The following is a 23312-nucleotide window of genomic DNA, read 5'->3' on the forward strand; positions in this document are numbered from 1 at the left end:
ACGCTGCATCAGGCCATTTTCAGCGGAAAGCGCTGATTGCTGAGTGAATTTTCGGCTTGCCGCTGCCGCGCGGCAAGTTGTTCGGAGCATCCCTAGGTCACGCGGGCTCATTGAAAGCCTGCCTTAGCACTACCCTTAGTTTGGCGCCGTGTAACGGTGAGCGACGCTGAACGAAGCGACAATCGGCAATTGGCTGTTAACCGGTAAAATGTTGAGTCAATTTGACAACGAGCACACCTAATGGAGGCTCGCCTATGTCACAGCGCGCGATCAATCATGACGGTCCTCGCCCCGTCCATACAAGCGGACCCATGCGCCCATATCAGGCATTGCATGAGCCCAAAAGCCGAACACGAGCGTACCCGACACTCGGCAAGACACATCCCGTCTCGGTGGCCTGGAACCGAGCCCGCTAACCTTGATCTTACACAAGGCAACCATGTGCCTCATCCCCTTGAGATCAGTCCAAGACCCTGCCTATACAGCTGTACTCAATATCAAGCGTATCCAAAGCTTGAGTACGTTGAGAAGATTCGAACAAAGCAGCTTTAGCTTAGCGAACCATGCCACCTCAGCTATAAGGGCCTAAGTACGATGATTGACGAATCCATTCTTGTCCTGCCGCTACTACAACTGGCTGACGAACATAGAATTTCTAGACAGGTACTAACCGAGAGAATTAAAGCACACGGAATAACCCTTCTGCTTCACCGCCCCACAAATACTACTGTCTGGGTTTCTGCGCGAGCGCACATCACAAATCCCCCTTTTGAAATCCGAACGGTACAAAGCATATTGAGACCCAAAAAAGGGGGGACTCCCTTTAACGATAGCCATGACCACTATAGAAAAGTTGAACGCGACATCAACTTCTTTTCGATCGATTCGTCCGAGTGGGAGGAAATCACAGCAACCGGTCAAGTCACCAAGCGCAGCTTTGAGGAAGCCTTCCTTTACAGCCGCAGCCACACAATTGAAACGACTCCAGCGTACACATTGTTTCATGAGAGTATCAGTCCGTTGCGAGCATTGGTTGTGAAGGCAGAGCTGTTTATCACATCCTCATCAAAAGAAGTCCGTCCTGACGAAATTACCGTTACCGAGCGGGAGGTTCTAATCCAGCGAGACGACGCGCTAAAGTTGGTCAACGAGACATGTCAACCCCGGGACTTTAGACGAGAAGAGTGGATGTCTGATAACCTGTTTCTACTTAATCAGGCATCTAGCATCTTTTTAGCTAGCAGCGACATTACGGCTGAGAATAAAGTTTCCAGATTAAAAGAAATCAAAAAATGGCTGAGGGGGAAGCTTTCAAATCAAGGCATTGATTTGATACATCAGGCAGCGCTCTCCTTGCTTCCGGCCGAGCTTTATGAAATGACAGCTAAAGGAACAGTTTCGCCAGATATCACCAAAAAATACCCAGCGCATGCATCGGTCTCGTTAGTCATGATCAATGAGGCCGCTATTCACTTCTGGAATCTTAGAAATGATAATTTTCAGAAAAATTATGATAAAAAACACGAGGTCGTAAAATATCTTACAAATGAAGATCATAAAATGACAAGGCGGCTAGCGAGTGCTGCCTTTACAATCATAAAGTTACCTGATCTAAACATCACGTGTCCGAGGGATCTGGCCATCTGATCTTTTGCGTCCTCTCTTAGTTGCGCTCAGCTTTGGGCTGTTGCCCTTAGAAAACGAGCGTCCCACCGATGGAGAGAGACGCACCCAATAATCGACCTTGGTGAGGTAAGCGCCAACCTTGTTTTTTAGCACATCTATCCTATCGCTCTGATCGTAGCTGATCATCCCTATCCCTACGTTCTTGTATCGTTGCTTGTTCGCATTACAGTTATAGAACCGCCCCCTCCCTTCCGTTACGCTATTCTTCCAATGCTCGCCAATCATTCGTGCCAAACCTCCATCCTGACGATGCTCCGAACCGCTGTAAAAAAGCAGAAGATGGAAATGAAAGCCTTTCAGATGTCCGTATTCGAGCTTACAAACGAAACCTAGAAGGCCACTGACAGGTTTTCCCTTGTGAAGGTCTGTCTGCATTTTTGACCAATGTCGTTTAACTGCTGATATGTCAGAATCAAAATCAAGCCGACCGCTTAGATAACCGCCTTCATATGACAAATCAATACGTAAAACCAACATCCTTGCATGCTGTTGAAATAAGTCATCAATGTAGCGCTCAAGCCCTTTAGTTCGTTTTAGGGAAGCTCTTTTGAAACGCTTCAATATTGACTTAAAGTCTGCACTTGAGAGCTCGCATCGAAGTTCTGACACGAGGTCGTTAGCAGCCAGGACAAAAGATTCCGCTACTTTCCCTCGCATGGCGTCAACTGGCCAAAATTCGCAGAACGAGGAGAGCTTATCAACGTGCTTAAAATAAACTTCCACATATGGATTCATCTCATGATAGGGTAATGTATGCGTTATCGTAACAACCCCCCTCCTCAGCAATGTGTATAGCGACCGTCCAAACTTCCGACAGATAACCGCTCCCTCTTTGAGGGAATCAAAAAAGAACAGCGGCTCTTCGCTACCTCCAATCATTTGCATTAGCCGCTCTATGTTTCTTACCTCTAATATCAAGCTCTCCTCTAGATGGAAGCATTCAGACCCCTTATGCTCTTCAATTATTAGCTTTTCAAGCTCTACACTAGCTAACCAGTCAGTCCCATAGAGCATAATCATTATCCTTGATCCAACACGCAATATGGCTCTTAGCGGCCATATTGCTTGTGTCATAACAACATTGTCCAAACCACAAGCTTTGATTGAAGCAGTGACCCCTATGCATTTACATGCATAGGGTAGCCATGCTAAGCATGTAAGAGCAATCCAATGTTACTTAATGATTACCCTGTAGATACATGCAACCAATTAGAATGTAATCCTTAATTCCATCTGCTCGATACATGCTTAAATTGTATAGCCAGGCAGACACTGAGTGAAATGTAGTGCTGGGTGGCCGGCTGCTTGATTACCATTGTCGTGGTAGAAGTTAGTAACCTGTACTTGCGACGGGTTTGGTGTAAGGAAAGGCATCCATGGACAAGTATCTACGTATAGAGATTTGTCGCCAGCAAACGTGGCAGCTGCTATCTTTCCTTTACTCGCCAACCGGATAAGCACGGAGTCCAACGCGTCCTTATGCCTAAACCTGTTAGGGCCGTACTGCCTGATTAAATTTCTTTTAATAAATCTTTGACCACTCGCTTGTGTTCTGACCAGCCAGTTCAGCATGACTTCTTCATCAACTAGATCCTTGTGGTCTTGACTGAAAAGCCGGATAAATTCCTCCGAGTAGAATCCGGCAATTTCCTCGGCTGTGTTCAGGGTGGTAACAGATACATCTCCTTCGAATCCTTCAAAGCGATGTAACAGCACCGCTAGGCGAGCAATGACGTCAGCCAGTTTCGATGCATGGTCCCCCAGGCCATGGAATCTCCCGCCAGCGCATATCTGCGCCTCAATTTTGTTAGATGTCTGTATCCATTGCTGTACCGCTTCAGGAGTAAAGGCAACCAAACTGCGCTTTCTGTCGCCCGCCTTGTACACACGAAGGTTTTCCTCGAGCAATGATCCCAGCCTTAAATTAAATGTCTCTTTCTTGATCCATGAATTAGTTCCTGCACCAACGTATCTAGTGCCTTGAGTAGAGTGCGGGTGGCATATCAAAAATCTCGCCCATAGCCCCGAACCTCTAGCCTGCTCGCCCCGCTGCTTCATATGTGCAGAAAAAGCGCTTTCCTGAACCATCAGAGACACGGTAAGCCTTGCGTCATTAAGCTGAAAACTGTCTACAGTTTTCCTATCGATGGTTATTGAATCGCCGCTCCAGATAGCGTTTTGTTTTGAAAAATCATTGAAAGCACGTCCTTCCAGTATCCCACCTCCCTCGCTTGATATAAGTCCAGCAGTTGGGAGATCCTTGTGCATCCCATGAAACAACGCTTCAGGGGTGACATCCTCATAGAGGATTTTGAACCTCTTTGGCTTAGCTGGACGCTCTCGTTCAATAGATAACAATGCTGCCTCTTCAGCTTTGGTTTGCAAACCTTTGGAGCTCTTTTTTTTAATCTCTTTTACGATTGAGTGCCGCCGTACTGACCAAGCATCATTCTTGGCCTTCCAGTCACATATTTCCTCATCATGCTTTGGTTCCTGCTCGAACTGAAAATCCCTGAAAGGCTGCAAAAAAGCGTTTTCAACCGTTGATTTCCTTTCGCCCGAGTTTGCAATCGCAAGCAGCATAAGAGAGCACGGCGTTACTTGCCCGTTTGGCTTCTGGACGTCAACTAACCCCTGAAGTGCAGTAGAAATTGCAGTCAGTACCGCGTTGAGAATGATCGCACGGGGGGCTTGTATATTAACTACCGCCTCGTTAACCGCATCACTTATCAAGGGGAGCGCCGCGAGAGATGGTTCGTTTCCCAACTTAAAATTTCGCATCCAAAACTGGTCATGGCTCTGGTCAAACATTTTTACTCCCTCTCCCAAGATGGACGTCGCCGTACTTTTCTGGATATTTTCCACCATTGATTTGACTGTACTGTCTAGAAATATTTATGCACTCTTCAAGCCATAAACTAATTTCTGCCTCTATCCAGCGCACGGTGCCGCTTCCCAACTTAACTTGTTTAGGAAAGCTCGCATCGTAGCGAGGCGACTTTGAGTCAAGCTTGTTATATATAGTTGATCTACACAGACCAGTTCGCTTTGTAACCTCCTTCAATCGCAGCATTGTTATGGGCATCGCTTCTTGGCTGCTCATAGTTAAACTTCCTCCGCACTAGATGCGGAGAAAAACATATAACTCTGACATTGAAATGGCAATGACGACATGGTAACGGAAAGGCCGTTACGGCCGTTACGGCTTGCCTCTTGACAGCGGCGTCGCGATAAGCTCGACTCACTTGGATCCGGCGTTCTGAGGCTGGCTGCCATTGCTATTGCTGCTATCGATAGCGGAAATAGCGGTGACCACCCTAAGGGCGCAGCGAATTTGCTTTCTTCAATAGGGACATAAAGCGAACCAGCCGCAGCCCGTCCAAACACGTTAGTCGGCTGGATAGAGGTTCGCTGCTAACCCTTGGTCACGTTTGAGGTAGGGGTTGGCTGGGCCTAGTATTAGCGAACTCCAAACTTGCGATCCGCTGTCTTCGAATCGAGACGTGTATCTAACTCCAATGCTCCCCACCTACCTAGTCATCTACGTAGGCAGCCGGCGGTAAACGGAGCTCTTTTTACGTGGTCGTTGCCAACGATCCTGGCCCTTCTATAACCGGGTAACTCGGCTCAGCTTGATCGGCCAGAATAACCGGGGCCAGCCGGGCTCATAAAACACAAGTAAGATTTACCGTTAAGTTATGCATCCCCCTCAATAGATAGGCTCTTTCATGTCCAAACTTGCAGAATTCAAAGCCCTTGAGGCTCAACTCGCAGCCCAACTCAAACAGCTTGATGCTCTTAAAAACGATGGTGGACTGAAGCGCGAAATTGAATTCGAAGAAAAGCTTCGCGACCTTATGGCCGAGTACGGAATAGGCCTGCGGAGCATCATCGATATTTTAGAACCGAAAGAAAGCCCGGAAAGCGCTACTCCAGCTGCGCGTGGCCCGCGCCGCCAGCGCCAGGTCAAGGTGTATAAAAACCCAGAAACCGGAGAGACGGTCGAGACAAAAGGCGGCAACCATAAGGTACTGAAGGCCTGGAAAGAGCAGTACGGAGCTGAGTAGGTGGAGGGGTGGCTGCAATAAAGCAGCGGCTCGATTAGCTAAAGCCAGGCAATGCCTGGCTTTCTTTTTGCGGACCTTTCTACCCAGCAACGCTGTCCCGCTGCTTTCGGTATAAGCCGTCATATCGGCACTGGGACGCAGGTTCGTGCCAAGTGTGCGGGACCCAGCGCGATCTGAAATACATTCCGCCTAGATCATCGCTCAGAGCCGAGCGTTAAGCACGATCGGCTTGCTGCGTGGCCCGTAATACGCACCAGCAACAAAAACCCCGCCGAAGGGTGGCTGCACACGAGGCATTCCGTTCACCCTTTTTTTTGCAAATGCCATCCCGCAATCCTGCTTACTATCCGAGTTAGCTTCGCATCCCTAGCCTAATTTGTTCTGATCCGACTCATAAGTCAGGCTAAAGCCATTGCGCCTGTCTGAATCCACCGAACGATTGATACCAGTGTGCCGTCATGTGACGAGAATCCTGTCTCCACTCACTCAAAGGATTCTGAGCATGCACTCCCGCTCCCTCCTCGCGGCTGCCGTTACTCTGGTACTCATCGGCCAGGCACAGGCTGCTGACAGCCAGGTTACTACCGAACAGATTGGCAGCTTAAATAGCATTGAAGCTAGTCAAAGTGGCACCAACCTCGGCCTTTCCATTTACCAGAGTGGTGAAGAAAACGTCGTGGATACCGAGCAGATCGGCGACGGCAATACCGCCCGCCTTTCTCAGCAGGGCGACGGTAACTATCAACGTGTCTACCAGTATGACGCTCAGGACGAGTACAGCGGGAACCATAGCGCGGTCGTCGACCAGATCGGACGAAACAATACTGCTGTAGTCCTTCAATACGACGTAGCCAACCACAGTGCTGAGGTGCTGCAGGAAGGCAACTACAACATCACTACCGTCAGCCAGTCTGAGCGGGTGAACAGTTATGCTGGACAGCAAAGCGGCACGGGCAATTACGCACTGGTAACGCAGGAAGGTGGCGCAGATGCTATGGCCGTTCAAAACGGCACGAACAACACCCTCTATCTTCATCAGCGAGCCTGGCCGTACGGCGCGAGCACAAACGTATCTCAAACCGGCTCCTCTAACTCTGCAAATATCTACCAGACAGATGGCGGGCGCCACTCGGGCGGAAGTGTCGACCTGACGCAGAATGGACTCGATAACACAGCCAACATTGTTGCAACCGGTGCGTGGAGTACCTTCGAGTTCGAGCAAACAGGCTCAGCCAACCGTCTGACTGCTGCGCAAAGCGGACGCAACACCTCTTTCTCCGGCTCGTCCATCGGTGACGGTAACCAGATCGACATCAACCAGAGTGGTGACTTCAACTCGCTTGAAGTGGCTCAGTCCGGTAACGACAACATCATCGTGGCGAACCAAGGCGGCTGGTGGGGTGAAGGCGACATCGGTGTTATCAGCCAGACCGGGTCAACCAACTCTGCATTGTTGACTCAAAACCTGACCCAGGAAGGCGCTTCCACCAGCATGGCCAATATCTTGCAAAACGGTACAGGCAATTCTGCGACTGTCGTTCAAGGTCACTGACCTCTAGTGGGGAGCTTGGCTCGAGACTCCCCTTCTGAATCGAAGCCCCAACGGGTCAACAATCAATTATTCGGCCCATATGCCTAACTCGTTGAAGCCCGACCATCCTTGGCTCCAAACAAAAGGTTTATCCCAATGTTCATTCGCACCCTTCTCTCCGCTGCAGTCGCTCTTGTCTTGTCTGGTCACGCACAAGCTGCCGACAGCTCCGCGTCGGTGGAACAGGTTGGCAACCTCAATAAAGCGGAAACCACCCAGTCGGCCGGTATCGGCAATGCATCCACCCTTGTTCAGAGTGGTGACCTCAATGTGGCTCAATCAGAGCAAGAAGGAAGCGACCTTACAGTCTCGGCCACCCAGTATGGCGCCGAAAACGTTCTGACTACTGATCAGGTGGGCTATGGCTCTGAAGCCAATCTATCCCAAGACGGCGTGGGCAACGAGGTAAGCGTCTTTCAAACGACTACGGGCGGCGGCTCGTACGCTCAAGTCGCTCAAATCGGCCATGACAACGATGTTCGCGTCGATCAGATAGGTAGCGAACAAGGACTTTACGGCAAGATTTACCAGGATGGTCAGGAGAACCTGACTGACCTGGATCAGTCGGGTGCCTTCAATAGCGTTGTGGCCGAACAGCACGGCCAAGGCAACGAGCTTCACGCTGTACAAAGCGGTGGATTTGTATCGGCGGACACCTATCAGTCCGGTACGCAGAACACTATCAGCCTGAGCCAGTACGCTGACTTCCAAGGTGCTCATACAAGCATCAGCCAGACCGGTAATGACAACGATGTCTCGGTCTCTCAATCGGGCGGCGGTCGCTACTCGGGTGGCTATATCAACCTGACGCAGGAGGGTGATCGCAATCTGGCCAAGATTAATGACAACTCAGCAATGGGTTCGATTACCTTTACCCAGTCGGGTGCTGACAACCTGCTGAATGTAGACCAGGCAGGCCGCTCCAATAGCGTTAACGGTGTCTCAACCGGTGAGCGCAACCTAGTTGATATCCAGCAGGATGGGGATGGTAGCTCGCTCGACATCGCCCAAAACGGCGCTGACAACATAATCGAAGTTGCGCAGAACGGCTCGCCTTACGGCGATAGTGGCATCATCGATCAGACCGGTACCGCTAACCATGCCTCCTTGACTCAAGGTGTGTACGGTTCAAGCTTCGGCGTAGACACAGCGACAATCACTCAGAACGGCATGAGCAATAGCGCGACCGTCACACAGCGCTAATCTGATCGTTGTAAAAAAGCCTGCTTTCTAGCAGGCTTTTCGTTTTCTGCATGGACTCAAAGCGAATGGACATAGGGAAATTCGAAGCTGACCTGCGAGACCTGATGGGCTCTCCATTTCATGACCGTCCGTTTATGTGCGACGGATCTCCGCTGGATTGCCAAGTATTCATAGTTGGTATCAACGCAGCTTTGTAGTGGTCTACTGATTCCGGACACCGATTTAGGCGAAAATCCTCGCCGTTAAGAGGTGTTCGATGAGCAAGCAAAGACGTACGTTTTCCACCGAGTTCAAACGCGAAGCAGCTGCCTTGGTGCTGGATCAAGGCTACAGCCATATCGAAGCCTGTCGTTCGCTGGGCGTTGCGGACTCGGCATTACGCCGCTGGATAAAACAGCTCCAGGATGAGCGCCAGGGCGTTACCCCAACGAGCAAAGCGCTCACACCCGAGCAGCAGAAGATCCAAGAGCTGGAAGCCAGGATCAACCGGCTGGAGCGGGAGAAAGCGATATTAAAAAAGGCTACCGCTCTCTTGATGTCGGACGAACTCGATCGTACGCGCTGATAGACCAATTGAGTGAGCAGGAGTCGGTAGAAGTGGTCTGTTCAGCTTTCGATGTGCCGCGGTCGTGCTTTTACACCCATCGGCTTCGACATCGTCGTGTCGATGCTCGTCGCGTTGCGCTACGTAGTCGGGTTAACGAGTTGTTTAGCCAAAGTCGAGGCTCGGCTGGCAGCCGCAGCATTTTGGGCATGCTGCGCGAAGACGGAGTGACGATCGGCCGTTTTCGTGTGCGTCGGTTGATGCGTGAGCTGGGCCTGGTCAGCAAACAGCCGGGCTCGCACGCTTACAAACAGGCCACGGTTGAGCGTCCGGATATCCCGAATCGACTAAACCGTGAATTCGCTGTCCAGCACCCGAACCGGTTTTGGTGCGGCGATATCACCTACGTCTGGGCACAAGGTCGCTGGCATTACCTGGCCGTGGTGCTGGATCTGTACACCCGACGGACGATTGGCTGGGCACTTTCCACAAAGCCGGATGCCGCGCTGGTGATCAAGGCCCTCGACATGGCCTACGAGCAGCGCGGCAAGCCACAGCAGGTGCTGTTTCATTCCGATCAGGGCTGCCAGTACACCAGCCGCCTGTTCCGGCAGCGGCTATGGCGTTACCGGATCGAACAGAGCATGAGTCGCCGGGGGAACTGCTGGGATAACTCGCCGATGGAGCGCCTGTTTCGCAGCCTGAAATCAGAGTGGATTCCAGCGACTGGTTACCTGACGGCCATGGAAGCCCAGCGGGACATCAGCCATTACCTGATGCACCGCTACAACTGGATCAGGCCACATCAACACAATGGCGGGCTACCGCCAGCGGTGGCTGAAGAAAAACTTAAACCACTGTCCGGGGTGGGTTGACCACTACAAGGCAGGCGATTGCTACGTCGGTTGCGGACGCTGTTGTGGAGCATGAATCAGCGGTGGGGTAAAAAGTGGGGCAAATTGGCAAGCGCCCAAAATTTACCAGGCATAAAAAAATCCAGACACCGCTAAGTGACTGGATTTATTTGAGTTTTTTGGTCGGGACGGAGTGATTCGAACACTCGACCCCTTGCACCCCATGCAAGTGCGCTACCAGGCTGCGCTACGCCCCGACTGTGTTCCTCTAGGGAACGGCGTGCATCTTACTGCAACACTTTGATTAATGGAAGCTTTTTTTCACTTCTTCAGCACGACGAGGACTTCTTCGAGTTCGCTGATCATCTGGCGGATGAGCTGGTGGTACTGCGAACCCTCGTCGCGGGTCTCATCGCCCTGGGTGAGGCGCTGGCGCGCCCCGCCGATGGTGAAGCCTTCGTTGTACAGCAGCGAGCGGATCTGACGGATCATCAGCACGTCGTGGCGCTGGTAGTAGCGCCGGTTACCGCGGCGCTTCACCGGGTTCAGCTGGGGAAATTCCTGTTCCCAGTAGCGCAGCACGTGCGGCTTGACCAGGCAAAGGTCGCTCACCTCACCAATGGTGAAGTAGCGCTTGCCCGGTATGACCGGCAGTTCGTCGTTATGACTTGGTTCCAGCATAGGCCTCGACCCTGGCTTTGAGTTTCTGCCCGGGGCGGAAGGTCACCACACGGCGCGCCGTGATGGGTATCTCCTCCCCTGTCTTGGGATTGCGTCCGGGGCGCTGGCGCTTGTCGCGCAGGTCGAAGTTGCCGAAACCGGACAACTTGACCTGCTCGTTGCTTTCGAGCGCATGACGAATTTCTTCGAAGAACAGTTCGACCAATTCCTTGGCTTCACGTTTGTTCAGACCGAGCTCTTCAAACAGACGTTCGGCCATCTCAGCTTTCGTCAGGGCCCCCATGCGCTATTTCCTTAAGGTGGCGTTGAACCTTCTTTCCAGAGAAACGAGGATTTTCTGCGTCGTTTCGTTGACTTCTTCATCGGTTAATGTGCGCGATGGATGTTGCAAGGTCAAGCCGATGGCGACGCTTTTTCTATGTGGATCAATGCCTTTGCCTTGGTAGATGTCGAACAGACGCAGCTCCTTGAGGCCTTCTCCGGCGTTTTCGCGGATGTCGGCCAAGAGGTCGCCTGCGGCTACGGTTTCGTCCACTACCAACGCCAGGTCACGCCGCACTTCGGGGAAGCGCGACAGCTCGCCAAAGCGCGGCAGGCTGCCGGTGGTCAGCGCATCCAGCACCAGCTCGAAGAGGAACACCGGACGATCCACGTCCAGTTCGCGCGCCACTTCCGGATGCAGGGCGCCCAGGTAGCCGACTGGCTGCCCTGCCCTTTCGATCAGCGCGGTCTGCCCCGGGTGCAGCGCCGGATGCTCGCCTGCCACGAAGCGGAAGTCAGTACCCGCACCAGACTGGGCCAGCAACGCCTCGATATCCGCCTTGACGTCGAAGAAGTCCACCGCCTCGCGACCGGACGACCAGCTCTCTGGCAGACGCGAGCCGCAGACCGCACCGGCCAGTACGTTTTCCTGTACCAGGCCTTCCAGCTGACCGACGAATCTCAGCCCCGACTCGAACAGCCGGACGCGGTCCTGCTGACGGTTGAGGTTGTACTGCACCGCCTTGACCAGGCCCGGCCACAGCGACGAGCGCATGGCGGCCATGTCGGTGGAGATGGGATTGGCCAGCATTACCGGCTGAGCTTCAGGGGCGAACAGACGGAAGGTCTTTTCGTCGATGAAGCTGTAGGTGATGGCTTCCTGGTAACCACGAGCCACCAGCAGGCGACGCAGCTGGCTCAGCTCGCCCTTGCTCTCGGGCAGGGGTTGCGGCGCCAGGCGAGCCTGGGGGAAGCGGATCGGCAGCTGGTTGTAGCCATAGAGGCGCGCCAGTTCTTCGATCAGGTCCACTTCGATGCTGATGTCGAAACGGTGGCTGGGTACGCCCACCTGCCAACGACCGGCTTCCAGGCGCGCCACGGCCAGACCCAGGCCACTGAGCAGACGCTCGACCTGGGCATCATCCAGGGTCAGCCCCAGGACGCGCTCGATGCGCTCGGCGCGCAGCAGGATCGGCTCGACCTGCGGCAGGTGCTCGGCACTGACCGCCTCGATCACCGGGCCCGGTTCACCGCCGACGATGTCCAGCAGCAGGCGGGTCGCGCGCTCCATGGCCTTGCGTGCCAGCTCGAAGTCCACGCCCCGCTCGAAGCGGTGGGAGGAGTCGGTGTGCAGGCCATAGGAACGGGCCTTGCCGGCTACGGCGATGGTGTCGAAGAAGGCGCTTTCCAGGAACAGATCACGGGTACCGGCGGCCACACCGCTGTGCTCGCCCCCCATGACGCCGGCGATGGCCAGGGCGCGTTCATGGTCGGCGATCACCAGGGTGTCGTTGCGCAGTTCGATGTCCTGGCCATCCAGCAGCACCAGGCGCTCACCGGCATCGGCCAGACGTACGCGGATGCCGCCCTTGATCTGGTCAAGATCGAAGGCATGCATGGGCTGACCCAGTTCGAGCATCACATAGTTGGTGACGTCGACGGCGGCGTCGATGCTGCGCACGCCGCTGCGGCGCAGGCGCTCGACCATCCAGTCCGGGGTCGGACGGGACAGGTCGACGTTCTTGACCACGCGACCCAGGTAGCGCGGGCAGGCCTGGGGCGCCAGCACCTCGACCGGACGGGTCTCCTGGTGCGTAGCCGCTACGGCCTCGACCTGCAGCGGCTCGACCGCGGCGTTGTACAGGGCACCCACTTCCCGCGCCAGACCGGCGATGGACAGGCAGTCGCCACGGTTCGGGGTCAGGTCGACGTCGATGATAGCGTCGTCCAGCTGCAGGTAGCTGCGGATGCTCTCGCCAACCGGCGCGCCGGCCGGCAGCTCAAGCAGACCGCTGTTGTCGTCGCTGATCTGCAGTTCGCTGGCCGAGCAGAGCATGCCGTGGGATTCCACGCCGCGCAGCTTGGCCTTCTTGATGGTGAAGTCACCGGGCAGCGTGGCGCCGACGGTGGCGAAAGGCACCTTCAGGCCCGCGCGCACATTCGGCGCGCCGCAGACCACCTGGAAGGACTCCTGACCGTTGCTGACCTGGCAGACATTGAGCTTGTCGGCATCGGGATGGCGCTCGACGGAGACCACCTCGCCGACGATGACGCCCTGGAAGCTACCGGCCGCCGCTTCGACGCCGTCCACTTCCAGGCCGGCCATGGACAGCCGGGCAACCAGATCCTCGTGCGTAGCCGCAGGGTTCACCCAGCTACGCAGCCATTGTTCACTGAATTTCATAGGACTCCCGTCTGGCAGCTAGCGGAATTGCGCCAGGAAGCGCAGATCGTTGTCGAAGAAGAGGCGCAGGTCGTTGACCCCGTAGCGCAGCATGGCCAGGCGCTCGGCGCCCATGCCGAAGGCGAAGCCCTGGTACTTCTCCGGATCGATGCCGGCCATGCGCAGGACGTTGGGGTGGACCATGCCGCAGCCCAGCACCTCGAGCCAGCGCGAAGCCGGTTCGCCATCGCGACTCGGGCGGCGAATATCCACCTCGGCCGACGGCTCGGTGAAGGGGAAGTAGGAGGGACGGAAGCGCACTTCCAGCTCTTCCTCGAAGAACTCGCGCAGGAAGGTCACCAGGGTGCTCTTGAGATCGGCGAAGCTGACTTCCTCGTCGATCACCAGGCCTTCGACCTGATGGAACATGGGCGAGTGGGTCTGATCGCTGTCGCAGCGATAGACACGACCTGGGCAGATGATGCGGATCGGCGGCTGCTGGCTCTCCATGGTGCGGATCTGCACCGGCGAGGTGTGGGTGCGCAGCAGCATGTTGGCATTGAAGTAGAAGGTGTCGTGCATCGCCCGCGCCGGATGGTGGCCGGGGATGTTGAGCGCTTCGAAGTTATGGTAGTCGTCTTCGATCTCGGGACCGGTGGCGACGCCATAGCCGATGTTGGCGAACAGGCGCTCGATGCGCTCCAGGGTGCGGGTGACCGGATGTAGGCCACCGGAGGCCTGACCGCGCCCAGGCAGGGTCACGTCGATGCGTTCCGCGGCGAGGCGAGCGGCCAATGCAGCCTGCTCCAGCGTCGCCTTGCGGCTGTTGATTGCGTCCTGGACACGTTCCTTGGCGGCGTTGATCAGTGCGCCAGCCTGGGGACGCTCCTCCGCCGTGAGGTGGCCCAGGGTCTTCATGATCTGGGTCAGTTCACCCTTCTTGCCCAGGTAATTGACCCGGAGCTGTTCCAGGGCATTGGTGTCTTCGGTGAGCCGCACGGCCTCCAGGGCTTGGGAGACCAGCGCATCCAGGTTTTCCATCTAGGGACTCCAGATACAAAATAGGGGAAGAGCTATGAGGCTCTTCCCCTATTGATAACGTTGCTTCGCGCCAGAGGCGCGAGATTGCCGGGGGGCTTAAGCCAGCGAAGCTTTAGCTTTCTCGACAATCGCAGCAAACGCCGCTTTTTCGTTCACGGCCAGATCGGCCAGTACCTTGCGGTCGATCTCGATGGCCGCTTTCTTCAGGCCGGCGATCAGACGGCTGTAGGACAGACCGTTGATACGAGCACCAGCGTTGATACGAGCGATCCACAGAGCGCGGAACTGACGCTTCTTCTGACGGCGGTCACGGTAGGCGTATTGGCCTGCCTTGATTACCGCTTGCTTAGCGACGCGGAAGACGCGCGAACGGGCACCGTAGTAGCCTTTGGCGAGCTTCAGGATTTTCTTGTGACGGCGACGAGCGATGACGCCACGCTTAACACGAGCCATGGGTAACTTCCTTTAAATTCTTGACCAGGATTAACGAAGGCGCAGCATGCGCTCGACCTTTTGGACGTCGGATGCATGCATCAGCGACGTACCGCGCAGCTGACGCTTACGCTTGGTGGTCATCTTGGTCAGAATGTGGCTCTTGAAAGCGTGCTTGTGCTTGATGCCACCAGCAGTTTTCACGAAGCGCTTCGCAGCGCCGCTTTTGGTTTTCATCTTTGGCATGTTCGGATACTCCGCATTGAGTGATTACGCATAACCGCAAGGCCTGCCAGTGCCCTGGTGGTTACTTTTTCTTCTTGGGGGCGATGACCATGATGAGTTGGCGTCCTTCCATCTTAGGATGCTGCTCAACGGCGCCATGTTCGGCGAGGTCAGCTTCGACCCGCTTCAACAGCTCCATGCCCAGCTCCTGGTGGGCCATCTCCCGGCCGCGGAATCTCAACGAGACCTTGGCCTTGTCCCCCTCGGTTAGGAAACGTACCAGGTTGCGTAGTTTTACCTGGTAATCCCCTTCTTCCGTCCCTGGACGAAACTTGATTTCTTTGACCTGAGCCTGCTTCTGGTTCTTCTTCGCCGCCGCGACTTGCTTCTTCTTCTCGAAGACGTGCTTGCCGTAGTCCATGATCCGGCAGACCGGGGGTACGGCGTCGGCGGTGATTTCCACCAGATCCAGCTTGGCGTCTTCAGCAGCCTGCAGGGCCTCCTGGATGGAGACGATGCCTACTTGCTGACCATCGGCGCCAATAAGGCGAACTTCCCGGGCGGTGATATTTTCGTTGATCGGTGCCCGGGGGGCGGCTCGCTTGTCTTGTCTCATGTCACGCTGCTTGATAGTGATTACTCCGAATCTTGCCGGCCACGCCGGGAAACCGCTTGCGTGAGCAGCTCGCGGAAACGCTCGATGGGCATGGAGCCCAGATCAACGCCTTCACGGGTACGCACGGCAACGGATCGTGTCTCAACCTCCCGGTCTCCAATGACCAGGAGATAGGGAACCTTGAGCAAAGTATGCTCGCGGATTTTAAAGCCGATCTTCTCGTTTCTCAAGTCGGCTTTGGCCCGGAAGCCCTCAGCGTTCAATTCGCCGACGACCTGCTGGGCAAAATCGGCCTGCTTGTCGGTGATATTGAGCACCACCGCCTGGGTCGGGGCGAGCCACGCCGGGAACAGACCGGCATAGTGCTCGATAAGCATGCCGATGAAGCGCTCGAAGGAGCCGAGGATGGCGCGGTGCAGCATCACCGGACGCTGACGGCTGTTGTCCTCGGAGATGTAGCTGGCGTCGAGGCGCTCCGGCAGGTTGGGATCGTACTGCAGGGTACCACACTGCCAGTTACGACCCAGGCAGTCCTTGAGGGTGAATTCGATCTTCGGCCCGTAGAAGGCGCCCTCGCCCGGCTGGTATTCCCACTCCAGGCCCGAGGCATCCAGCGCATCCGCCAGCGCCTTCTCGGCGCGATCCCACAGCTCTTCGGAGCCGACGCGCTTGGCCGGGCGAGTGGAGAGCTTCATGATCACGTCGGTGAAGCCGAAGTCGGCATAGACCTGCAGGGTCAGCTTGATGAAGTCGGCCGCTTCCTTCTCCACCTGATCCTCGGTGCAGAAGATGTGGGCATCGTCCTGGGTGAAGCCACGCACGCGCATGATGCCGTGCAGGGCGCCGGACGGCTCGTTACGGTGGCAGGCACCGAACTCGGCCAGGCGCAGCGGAAGGTCGCGGTAGGACTTCAGACCCTGGTTGAACACCTGCACGTGGCAGGGGCAGTTCATGGGCTTGACCGCGAAGTCGCGGTTTTCCGAGGCCGTGGTGAACATGTTCTCGGCGTAGTTGGACCAGTGACCCGAACGTTCCCACAGGATGCGATCGACCACCTGGGGGGTCTTGATCTCCTGGTAGCCGTGCTCGCGCTGGACCTTGCGCATGTACTGCTCGAGTACCTGGTAGACGGTCCAGCCATTGGCGTGCCAGAACACCATGCCGGGCGCTTCTTCCTGCAGGTGGAAGAGATCGAGCTGCTTGCCGATGCGGCGGTGGTCGCGCTTCTCGGCTTCCTCGATGCGCTGGATATAGGCTGCCAGCTGCTTCTTGTCCGCCCAGGCGGTGCCATAGATGCGCTGCAGCTGCTCGTTCTTGGCGTCGCCACGCCAGTAGGCGCCGGACAGCTTGGTCAGCTTGAACGCTTTGAGGAAGCGGGTGTTGGGCACGTGCGGACCCCGGCACATGTCGACGTATTCCTCGTGGTAGTACAGGCCCATGGCCTGCTCCTCGGGCATGTCGTCGATCAGGCGCAGCTTGTACTCCTCACCCCGGGCCTTGAACACCTCGATGACCTCGGCGCGCGGCGTCATCTTCTTGATGACGTCGTAGTCCTTGTCGATCAGCTCGCGCATCCGCGTCTCAATGGCCGACAGGTCATCCAGGGTAAAGGGGCGCTCGAAGGAGATGTCGTAGTAGAAGCCTTCGTCGATCACCGGGCCAATGACCATCTTGGCGGTCGGGAACAGTTGCTTGACCGCATGACCCACCAGGTGGGCGCAGGAGTGACGGATGATCTCCAGGCCGTCCTCGTCCTTGGCGGTGATGATCTGCAGGTTGGCATCCTGCTCGATGAGGTCACTGGCATCGCGCAGCTGGCCATCGACGCGACCGGCGATGGTGGCCTTTGCGAGACCGGCACCAATGGACTGGGCAACTTCGGCTACGGTGACGGGCTTGTCGAATGGACGTTGGCTACCGTCGGGGAGAGTAATGACAGGCATGGCGCCTCCTCAACTCAGTGGTGACCCATACCAAGGGCCACATGGTGGGATTGGCCAGTAAGCAGCCGCACCGCTGGAAATCCCGCCGCACAGTGGCAGGGCCGCAAGGCATTCCGGGCGACGCGAAAGGATCACTGGAAAGTTTGGGACGGAAATCCTTTCAGAAACTGAGACCTAGCGCAACCTCGCTAGGGACTGTCGCCCGCTTAACGCGCCGCGTCGGGGTACTTCTTGAGGAACTGCTTCTGCATTTCCTGGCAGTTCTCCATGAGTGCCTGGCGATCGGCCGGCGAGGTTTCCGGGGCATTGGCCCGCGCCAGGCACTGGTCGATGGCCTGCTGCTCGTTAGCCCGGTTGGCCGGTGTCGCATTGTGGCGATAGACATAGATGATGGAGCCGAAGACCACGACCGCGAACAGGATCGATAGCAGGATCAATCCCAGGCAGCCGCCCTTGCCGATCTGCCGCCCTTCACCACCCTGCGTCATCACTCTCTCCTCGCGGTAACGGGCCCTGCTCGCGCCTTGGCCAAGCAACGAAGCCCCAAAAAAATCGTCTGCCAGTCTACGTGAAAACCCCGGGCATCACGACCGAGGCACGCGGTCACACCCCTCCCCGCCCCGAGAACTCTTAAAAAGAGTCAGACTTGCTGAAAGTTCTGTTGCGCAGATTGGAGTCGCTCAGAAATCAGTCGCTCCAGCCTCGATCAATATCAAGCAGCACCACATCACTACAACAGCTTGCTGCTGCAAGAAGTTGTTCAGCGGCTATTCAAGAAAAGCCGAACACCTATTAATCCAGTGTTAAGTGATCCGGCGGAGTATCGACTCCAGGCACTACAGAACAAGGTTCTGGTACCTGAGCAACACCCCTACTTCAATTGCATATCCGCTGGAGGCAGCACATGAACGTCAAGAACAAAGTGGCAAAGAGCCTGCTGGTCGCCGCCGTCGTAGCCGCCTGCTCGTCTGCGGCCTTCGCCGCTACTCAAGCCCCCTCATCGAGCGAACTGGGTAACTTCCAGGCGCTGTCCACTCAGGGCCAAAGAGCCTTCACCGATATTTCTGCGGCGCGCCTGGAACTCTTCCAAGGGCAAACGAAGAAGGCGGTAAGCCATGTCAGGGATGCGCAACAGGCACTCAAACTTGCGCAGTCGGATAATACGGCACTGGAAAAAGCCGCGAGCGAGTTGCAAGTCAGGGACAATCAAGGCAAGGCCGATACCAGCACTACCGTAACGTCCTGGCTACCAATCTGGGGCGACACCGCAGTACAGGACAGTTATATGGCCAGCCCGCAAAAAGTGAAGGCCGTGGCCGATGCCAACAACAAACTCAAACATGGCGACGCCAAGGGTGCTGCGGAAACCTTGCGCCTGGCAGACGTCGATATCGACACCGCCATCGCCCTGGCGCCACTCAAACAGACCATGACGGACGTCGAGCAGGCGGCCAAACAACTGGCCAGCGACAAGTTCTACGAAGCCAACCTGACGCTCAAGCACGTCCAAGATGGCGTGCGCTACGCCTCGACAGCCCTGGACTTCACGGCGAACAAGCACGGGCTGCAACCGGCCGGCTCCTTTACCGAGACCGTCACCCCGAGCAGCTGACGGTTTGGCGCGGGCAAGGGGCGATCGCAAGGTCGCCCTGTTCGAACGACCTGATGTTCAGCAAACCAGGCGCGACCAAGGCTTGCCGAACCAGCAAAACAAAAAAGGGCGATCCTTTTGCATCGCCCTTTTTCTTACCACCCGCCGTGCGGGTGTTGTGTACCAGGCACCACTGAATCCGAACCAACGCCGCTCTGTAGAGCCAAGAAAGAAGGTATGTGGCTCATACCTACGCCCGCCGGTTGTCTGTCGGCAGGTATAGGCCCCACTCCCCCCACGCTCGTGCGGGCCTTCCGAATCCCATCCCAATGGCAGTGCTACCAGCCTGCACTGACACCCCGACGCCAGCTGGTGGTCGAAGATGCTCAGATCCCGCCTTGCCGCCTACTGTATGGGCACCAGCCATAACCCTGCACGGTTATGCATGATGTTGCTTAATTTTGCATGCTCAGCTAACACTGATACGAGGCGTGATAACGCCTACATGCCGCCTTACCTCGGAGCACCTCCAATGCAACACATTCAACTCGAAGCCCAACAGCGCTCCGGAGCGATCGAGCAATGGGCCACCCGTGCCGGATTTCTGATCGCAGGTTCCGCTATGGCCGCGTGGGCACCCCTGGTACCGGTCGCCAAAGCAAGGATCGGCGCCGATGACTCAACGCTTGGCCTTCTACTGCTTTGCCTCGGCTTGGGATCCATTGCGGCGATGCCCATCGTTGGCATCCTCGCCAGCCGCTTTGGGTGCCGTGCGGTAACCGTGACGAGTACGCTGGCACTCGCCCTCGTACTGCCTCTGCTTGCCGTCGCCGATTCGATATTTGGTATGGCCATCGCCTTGGCCCTGTTCGGGGCAAGCATGGGTGCGCTAGACGTCGCGATCAACATTCAGGCGGTCATGGTCGAGAAAGACAGCGGTCGAAACATGATGTCCGGCTTCCACGGCCTGTTCAGTGTGGGCGGGATTGTCGGTGCGGGGGGAATGAGCGTTCTGCTGGGAGCAGGAACGCCACCCCTAACCGCGACACTGTTGTTCAGCGCGCTGCTGATCGCTCTACTCGCCGGCTCATTCAAGGGCCTGTTGCCCTACGGCAATCATGATGCGGGGCATACCCCGCTGTTCACGCTGCCGCGCGGGATCGTGGCCTTCATCGGTCTGCTCTGTTTTCTGATTTTTCTCGGTGAAGGCGCAATCCTGGACTGGAGCGCCTTGTTCCTGATCGATGCGCATGACGTCGACCCGGCGCAGGCCGGCTTTGGTTACACGGTATTTGCCTTGGCGATGACCATCGGCCGCCTCACAGGCGATCGGATCGTGAAGACGCTAGGGGGCCTGAAAGTCGTGGTAGGCGGCGGGCTACTCGCCGCGGCAGGCTTTCTGATGGCGGTTCTGGCACCCAGCCAGCCCTTTGCTTTCGCAGGCTTTCTGCTCGTTGGCCTAGGCGCCTCCAACATCGTCCCCGTGCTTTTCAGTGCAGCAGGAAGGCAAACCCGGATGCCTACAAGCCACGCGATTGCAGCGATTACCACCATCGGTTACGCCGGCATTCTCATCGGTCCAGCCGCGATCGGCTTTGTTGCGCAGCATTGGAGTCTGAGTGCAGCGCTGGTAATGGTGGGTGGCGGGATGGCATTTGTCGCCCTTACGTGGCCGATAACCGCCAGGCAGCAAGACGCCTAGCGCTTCGCCTTCGCTAGGGGAAAGGCCATCGCCGAGCAGTACGTCGCTGGATTGACTCAGGACATGAGGGACACCGATAAGCAGCGCCAGCGCCCTACCGCGAGACCTGACGCCCCCCATCGAGCACTTGGAGAGGGCGGGATGACTGGGCTGCGTTATTCGCATAGCTGCGGGTCACTGCCCCACCTTCTCCGTGGTTCGAGCGCCCGATGCTTGGCTCCATACCCGTCCTCGGAGCAAAACACTCAGGCGCTCAAGGGTCATGCCGATCCGAACGTGATTCGCCACCACCCAGACGGATAGGGCGAACAGGTCATTGAGCCCCCAAATCCCTGGGACAGATCTGAAGCCCTGACCCGCTGGCCGCTTCCCCCAATCCATCCCCAAACGAAAAAGGGCGACCCTTTCGGATCGCCCTTTTTCTTACCCGCCAGCAGTGCGGGTTTTGTTTGGTAGGCACGATTGGATTCGAACCAACGACCCCCACCATGTCAAGGTGGTGCTCTAACCAACTGAGCTACGTGCCTGCTGTGGGTGCGCATTCTACAGCGCGGGACTTTAGCGTCAAGCCCTTTTTTCAGCTAAACGCCTGAAAACGTGAAAATTTTTTTGAAGGCTAGGAAAGACGCCGGGCTGGGCGTCGCGGATAGAGCAGAATGGAAAGCCAGAGGGCGAAGGTTTCCACCGTCACCGCCAGGGCCAGGCCCAGCCCTACTCCCCAGGCGATGGCTTCGGGGGTAAGCACCACCTGATAACGGTACTGCTGCAGCGTCTCGTCACGCAGTTCGGTATTGGGCGACACCAGAATGTGCCAGGCCCGCTGGTACCAAGGTCCCTGCAGCGCCTGCCACTCTTCGTTGAACAACGCATTGCGCCGCATCAGGATACCCAGGCTGTCGGCGTCGCTGCGAAAGACCGGGTCCTCGCTGGCCTGGTAATGCGCCAGCAAGCCATCGAGGCTGCCCTCGAAATACTGCTGCGCGGTCCGCCGAAAACCGCTCAGGGCCTGATCGGATTCCAGTCGATGAGCATCCACGCGCTGCTCGTAGTCGAGCATGAAGCCGGGAATCTGCACCCCTACCAGCAAGGCCAGGGTAAACAACAGCAGACGAATATAACTGCGCAGCATCGTGAAGTAGGTTCCTGTCTAGACGCGGCCTTGGGAGACGATCTCGCCATCCCACCACAGGTGCCATTCCCCTGGCTGATGCAGGGTCCAGACCTCATCGGAGGTCAGCGGCTCGGTGGCAATGATGGTGACCACGTCGTTGGGCGTGGTCTCGGCCTTGAAGTCGATGCGCACTTCCGCATCACGCAACCGGGCCGGACCGAAAGGGGCGCGGCGAGTGATATGCGCCAGCTTGGTGGTGCAGAAGCTGAACAGCCAGTCGCCGTCGCTGAGCAGGCAGTTGAAGACGCCCTTCTTGCGAAAGCCGTCGCAGGCATTCACCAGCTGCGGCAGCAGCATTTCCACCGGGACCGGTTCGGGAAAGCGCTCGCGGACCTGATCCAGCAGGCTGCAAAAGGCCGTCTCGCTGTCGGTATTGCCCACCGGACGGTAGAAGCGCGGCTCGGGGTGAAAATCCTGCAGCTGGCCATTGTGGGCGAAGCTCCAGTAGCGCCCGCCCAGCTCGCGCACAAAGGGGTGGGTATTGGCCAGATTGACCGCGCCCACGTTGGCATGGCGGATGTGGCCGATCACCGTGTGGCTCTTGATCGGGTAGCCCTGAACTAGCTTGGCCACCTCGGAATCAGCGCCTGGCAAGGCATCCTTGAACAGGTGCAGGCCCTTGCCCTCGTAGAAGGCCACGCCCCAGCCGTCCCGATGCGGACCGGTACGACCGCCCCGCTGCATGAGGCCCTGGAGACTAAAGACCAGATCCGTGGGCACGTTGGCACTCATGCCCAGCAATTCGCACATGTCCTTCCCTCCGGGTGGCTGCCTGGTTCAACGGCACTGCAGCCGCTGCCCTTGGAGTTCATGCTGCATGGGGTCACGCCCCGGGCGCAAGCCTGGATTACAGACGGGGTTCGACGCGCTCGCTGCGACCACGGGGTTCGCGGCGCTCCACGGGTGCAACCGGGCTGCGCAGGGCCGCCGGCGATTCCGGCTGCGGATCATCCTCCGGGGTTTGCGTGGCGACCGGCGCGGGACGCGGATGGGAGCGGCGATACAGCCAGCGACAAAGGACGAAGATCAGGTAGAGCACCACGCCGATAGTGCCGGCCGCCGCCAGGTTGGCCACCGCCGACCAGGCGCTGTTGCCGACCTTGAAGACCAGGTCCAGCACCGTCACGGCGATCGCCGGGGCATAGAGGCCATGCTCGGCATCCACCAGGGCCGGCGTCACCAGCAGCACGGCCACCACTAGCCGGATGGGCTCGCGCAGCCAGCGCCAGAGCCAGCCGGTGGCCTTGAAAGACACCACCAACAACAGCAGCGCGGCGATGGCGTAGACGGCCCAGGCGATCAGGTACTCTTGCTCGGTCAT

22 protein-coding genes and 2 tRNA genes are annotated in these 23312 nt (G+C 57.0%); 7 read left to right on the forward strand and 17 right to left on the reverse strand.

Annotated features, from left to right (window positions below):
• Positions 1–594: 594 nt before the first annotated feature.
• Positions 595–1647 carry a hypothetical protein gene (locus EC839_RS05640; protein WP_132832467.1) on the forward strand — a complete coding sequence of 351 codons (1053 nt, stop codon included), beginning with the start codon at positions 595–597 and terminating at the stop codon, positions 1645–1647.
• Here EC839_RS05640 and EC839_RS05645 read toward each other — a convergent pair.
• The 3 genes from EC839_RS05645 to EC839_RS05655 form a co-directional block, all read right to left on the reverse strand.
• Positions 1612–2706, reverse strand: a complete 1095-nt coding sequence (locus EC839_RS05645; protein WP_165904658.1) for an inovirus-type Gp2 protein — start codon at positions 2704–2706, stop codon at positions 1612–1614. The two genes, EC839_RS05640 and EC839_RS05645, sit on opposite strands and share 36 nt — an antisense overlap.
• Positions 2707–2934: 228 nt before the next feature.
• A complete protein-coding gene (locus tag EC839_RS05650) occupies positions 2935–4497 on the reverse strand; it encodes a YfjI family protein (protein ID WP_165904659.1) in 1563 nt (520 codons plus the stop codon).
• Positions 4490–4789 (reverse strand): AlpA family transcriptional regulator, encoded by a 300-nt coding sequence (locus tag EC839_RS05655; protein WP_165904660.1) that lies wholly within the window; start codon positions 4787–4789, stop codon positions 4490–4492. Before EC839_RS05655 ends, EC839_RS05650 begins: the two co-directional genes overlap by 8 nt.
• A gap of 625 nt (positions 4790–5414) precedes the next feature.
• On the opposite strand from EC839_RS05655, the gene EC839_RS05660 reads away from it, so the two are divergent.
• The 4 genes from EC839_RS05660 to EC839_RS05675 all read left to right on the forward strand — a co-directional run bounded on the left by EC839_RS05660 (position 5415) and on the right by EC839_RS05675 (position 9966).
• The gene (locus EC839_RS05660) at positions 5415–5753 is read left to right on the forward strand and encodes a histone-like nucleoid-structuring protein, MvaT/MvaU family (protein WP_132832470.1); all 339 of its coding nucleotides are present in this window, start codon (positions 5415–5417) and stop codon (positions 5751–5753) included.
• 502 nt (positions 5754–6255) lie between these two features.
• Entirely contained in the window at positions 6256–7305 is a 1050-nt protein-coding gene (locus EC839_RS05665) for a hypothetical protein (RefSeq protein ID WP_132832471.1), read from the forward strand.
• 135 nt (positions 7306–7440) lie between these two features.
• Positions 7441–8547 carry a hypothetical protein gene (locus EC839_RS05670; RefSeq protein ID WP_132832472.1) on the forward strand — a complete coding sequence of 369 codons (1107 nt, stop codon included), beginning with the start codon at positions 7441–7443 and terminating at the stop codon, positions 8545–8547.
• Positions 8548–8803: 256 nt separating this feature from the next.
• Positions 8804–9966 (forward strand): IS3 family transposase gene (locus tag EC839_RS05675; RefSeq protein ID WP_132832473.1). Its coding sequence is split into 2 segments (ribosomal slippage): positions 8804–9059 and positions 9059–9966, totalling 1164 coding nucleotides; the frame shifts between segments, so codons are not numbered across the junction.
• A 159-nt stretch (positions 9967–10125) separates the two neighbouring features.
• Here EC839_RS05675 and EC839_RS05680 read toward each other — a convergent pair.
• The 10 genes from EC839_RS05680 to EC839_RS05725 form a co-directional block, all read right to left on the reverse strand.
• Positions 10126–10202 (reverse strand) — tRNA-Pro (locus EC839_RS05680).
• Between the two features lie 64 nt (positions 10203–10266).
• Positions 10267–10626, reverse strand: a complete 360-nt coding sequence (locus tag EC839_RS05685; RefSeq protein ID WP_007159195.1) for a MerR family transcriptional regulator — start codon at positions 10624–10626, stop codon at positions 10267–10269.
• Positions 10607–10909 carry an integration host factor subunit alpha gene (gene ihfA / locus EC839_RS05690; protein ID WP_007159196.1) on the reverse strand — a complete coding sequence of 101 codons (303 nt, stop codon included), beginning with the start codon at positions 10907–10909 and terminating at the stop codon, positions 10607–10609. Before ihfA ends, EC839_RS05685 begins: the two co-directional genes overlap by 20 nt.
• Positions 10910–10912: 3 nt before the next feature.
• The gene (gene pheT / locus EC839_RS05695; RefSeq protein ID WP_007159197.1) at positions 10913–13291 is read right to left on the reverse strand and encodes a phenylalanine--tRNA ligase subunit beta; all 2379 of its coding nucleotides are present in this window, start codon (positions 13289–13291) and stop codon (positions 10913–10915) included.
• 18 nt (positions 13292–13309) lie between these two features.
• Positions 13310–14311: a phenylalanine--tRNA ligase subunit alpha gene (gene pheS / locus EC839_RS05700; RefSeq protein WP_007159198.1), complete on the reverse strand. Its 1002-nt coding sequence runs from the start codon at positions 14309–14311 to the stop codon at positions 13310–13312.
• A gap of 96 nt (positions 14312–14407) precedes the next feature.
• Positions 14408–14764, reverse strand: a complete 357-nt coding sequence (gene rplT, locus EC839_RS05705) for a 50S ribosomal protein L20 (RefSeq protein ID WP_007159199.1) — start codon at positions 14762–14764, stop codon at positions 14408–14410.
• Between the two features lie 30 nt (positions 14765–14794).
• On the reverse strand, positions 14795–14989 hold the full coding sequence (gene rpmI, locus EC839_RS05710; protein ID WP_007159200.1) for a 50S ribosomal protein L35: 195 nt from the start codon (positions 14987–14989) through the stop codon (positions 14795–14797).
• 61 nt (positions 14990–15050) lie between these two features.
• The gene (gene infC, locus EC839_RS05715) at positions 15051–15584 is read right to left on the reverse strand and encodes a translation initiation factor IF-3 (protein WP_007159201.1); all 534 of its coding nucleotides are present in this window, start codon (positions 15582–15584) and stop codon (positions 15051–15053) included.
• A 20-nt stretch (positions 15585–15604) separates the two neighbouring features.
• The gene (gene thrS / locus EC839_RS05720) at positions 15605–17527 is read right to left on the reverse strand and encodes a threonine--tRNA ligase (protein ID WP_007159202.1); all 1923 of its coding nucleotides are present in this window, start codon (positions 17525–17527) and stop codon (positions 15605–15607) included.
• A gap of 206 nt (positions 17528–17733) precedes the next feature.
• Entirely contained in the window at positions 17734–18015 is a 282-nt protein-coding gene (locus EC839_RS05725) for a hypothetical protein (protein WP_007159203.1), read from the reverse strand.
• A 416-nt stretch (positions 18016–18431) separates the two neighbouring features.
• On the opposite strand from EC839_RS05725, the gene EC839_RS05730 reads away from it, so the two are divergent.
• Both EC839_RS05730 and EC839_RS05735 read left to right on the forward strand, forming a co-directional pair.
• Entirely contained in the window at positions 18432–19139 is a 708-nt protein-coding gene (locus EC839_RS05730; protein ID WP_007159204.1) for a YfdX family protein, read from the forward strand.
• A gap of 511 nt (positions 19140–19650) precedes the next feature.
• Complete coding sequence (locus tag EC839_RS05735) at positions 19651–20820, forward strand: MFS transporter (RefSeq protein WP_007159205.1); 1170 nt, start codon at positions 19651–19653, stop codon at positions 20818–20820.
• A 450-nt stretch (positions 20821–21270) separates the two neighbouring features.
• On the opposite strand, the gene EC839_RS05740 is transcribed toward EC839_RS05735, so the two are convergent.
• From EC839_RS05740 to EC839_RS05755, 4 genes are all read right to left on the reverse strand, one after another.
• Positions 21271–21347 (reverse strand) — tRNA-Val (locus EC839_RS05740).
• 89 nt (positions 21348–21436) lie between these two features.
• On the reverse strand, positions 21437–21949 hold the full coding sequence (locus tag EC839_RS05745; RefSeq protein WP_007159206.1) for a DUF2937 family protein: 513 nt from the start codon (positions 21947–21949) through the stop codon (positions 21437–21439).
• Between the two features lie 18 nt (positions 21950–21967).
• Positions 21968–22741, reverse strand: a complete 774-nt coding sequence (locus EC839_RS05750) for a class II glutamine amidotransferase (protein WP_007159207.1) — start codon at positions 22739–22741, stop codon at positions 21968–21970.
• Between the two features lie 97 nt (positions 22742–22838).
• A complete protein-coding gene (locus EC839_RS05755) occupies positions 22839–23312 on the reverse strand; it encodes a hypothetical protein (protein WP_007159208.1) in 474 nt (157 codons plus the stop codon).

The organism is Pseudomonas sp. JUb52, from assembly GCF_004341115.1.
GTDB classification, from domain to species: Bacteria; Pseudomonadota; Gammaproteobacteria; order Pseudomonadales; family Pseudomonadaceae; genus Chryseomonas; species Chryseomonas oryzihabitans.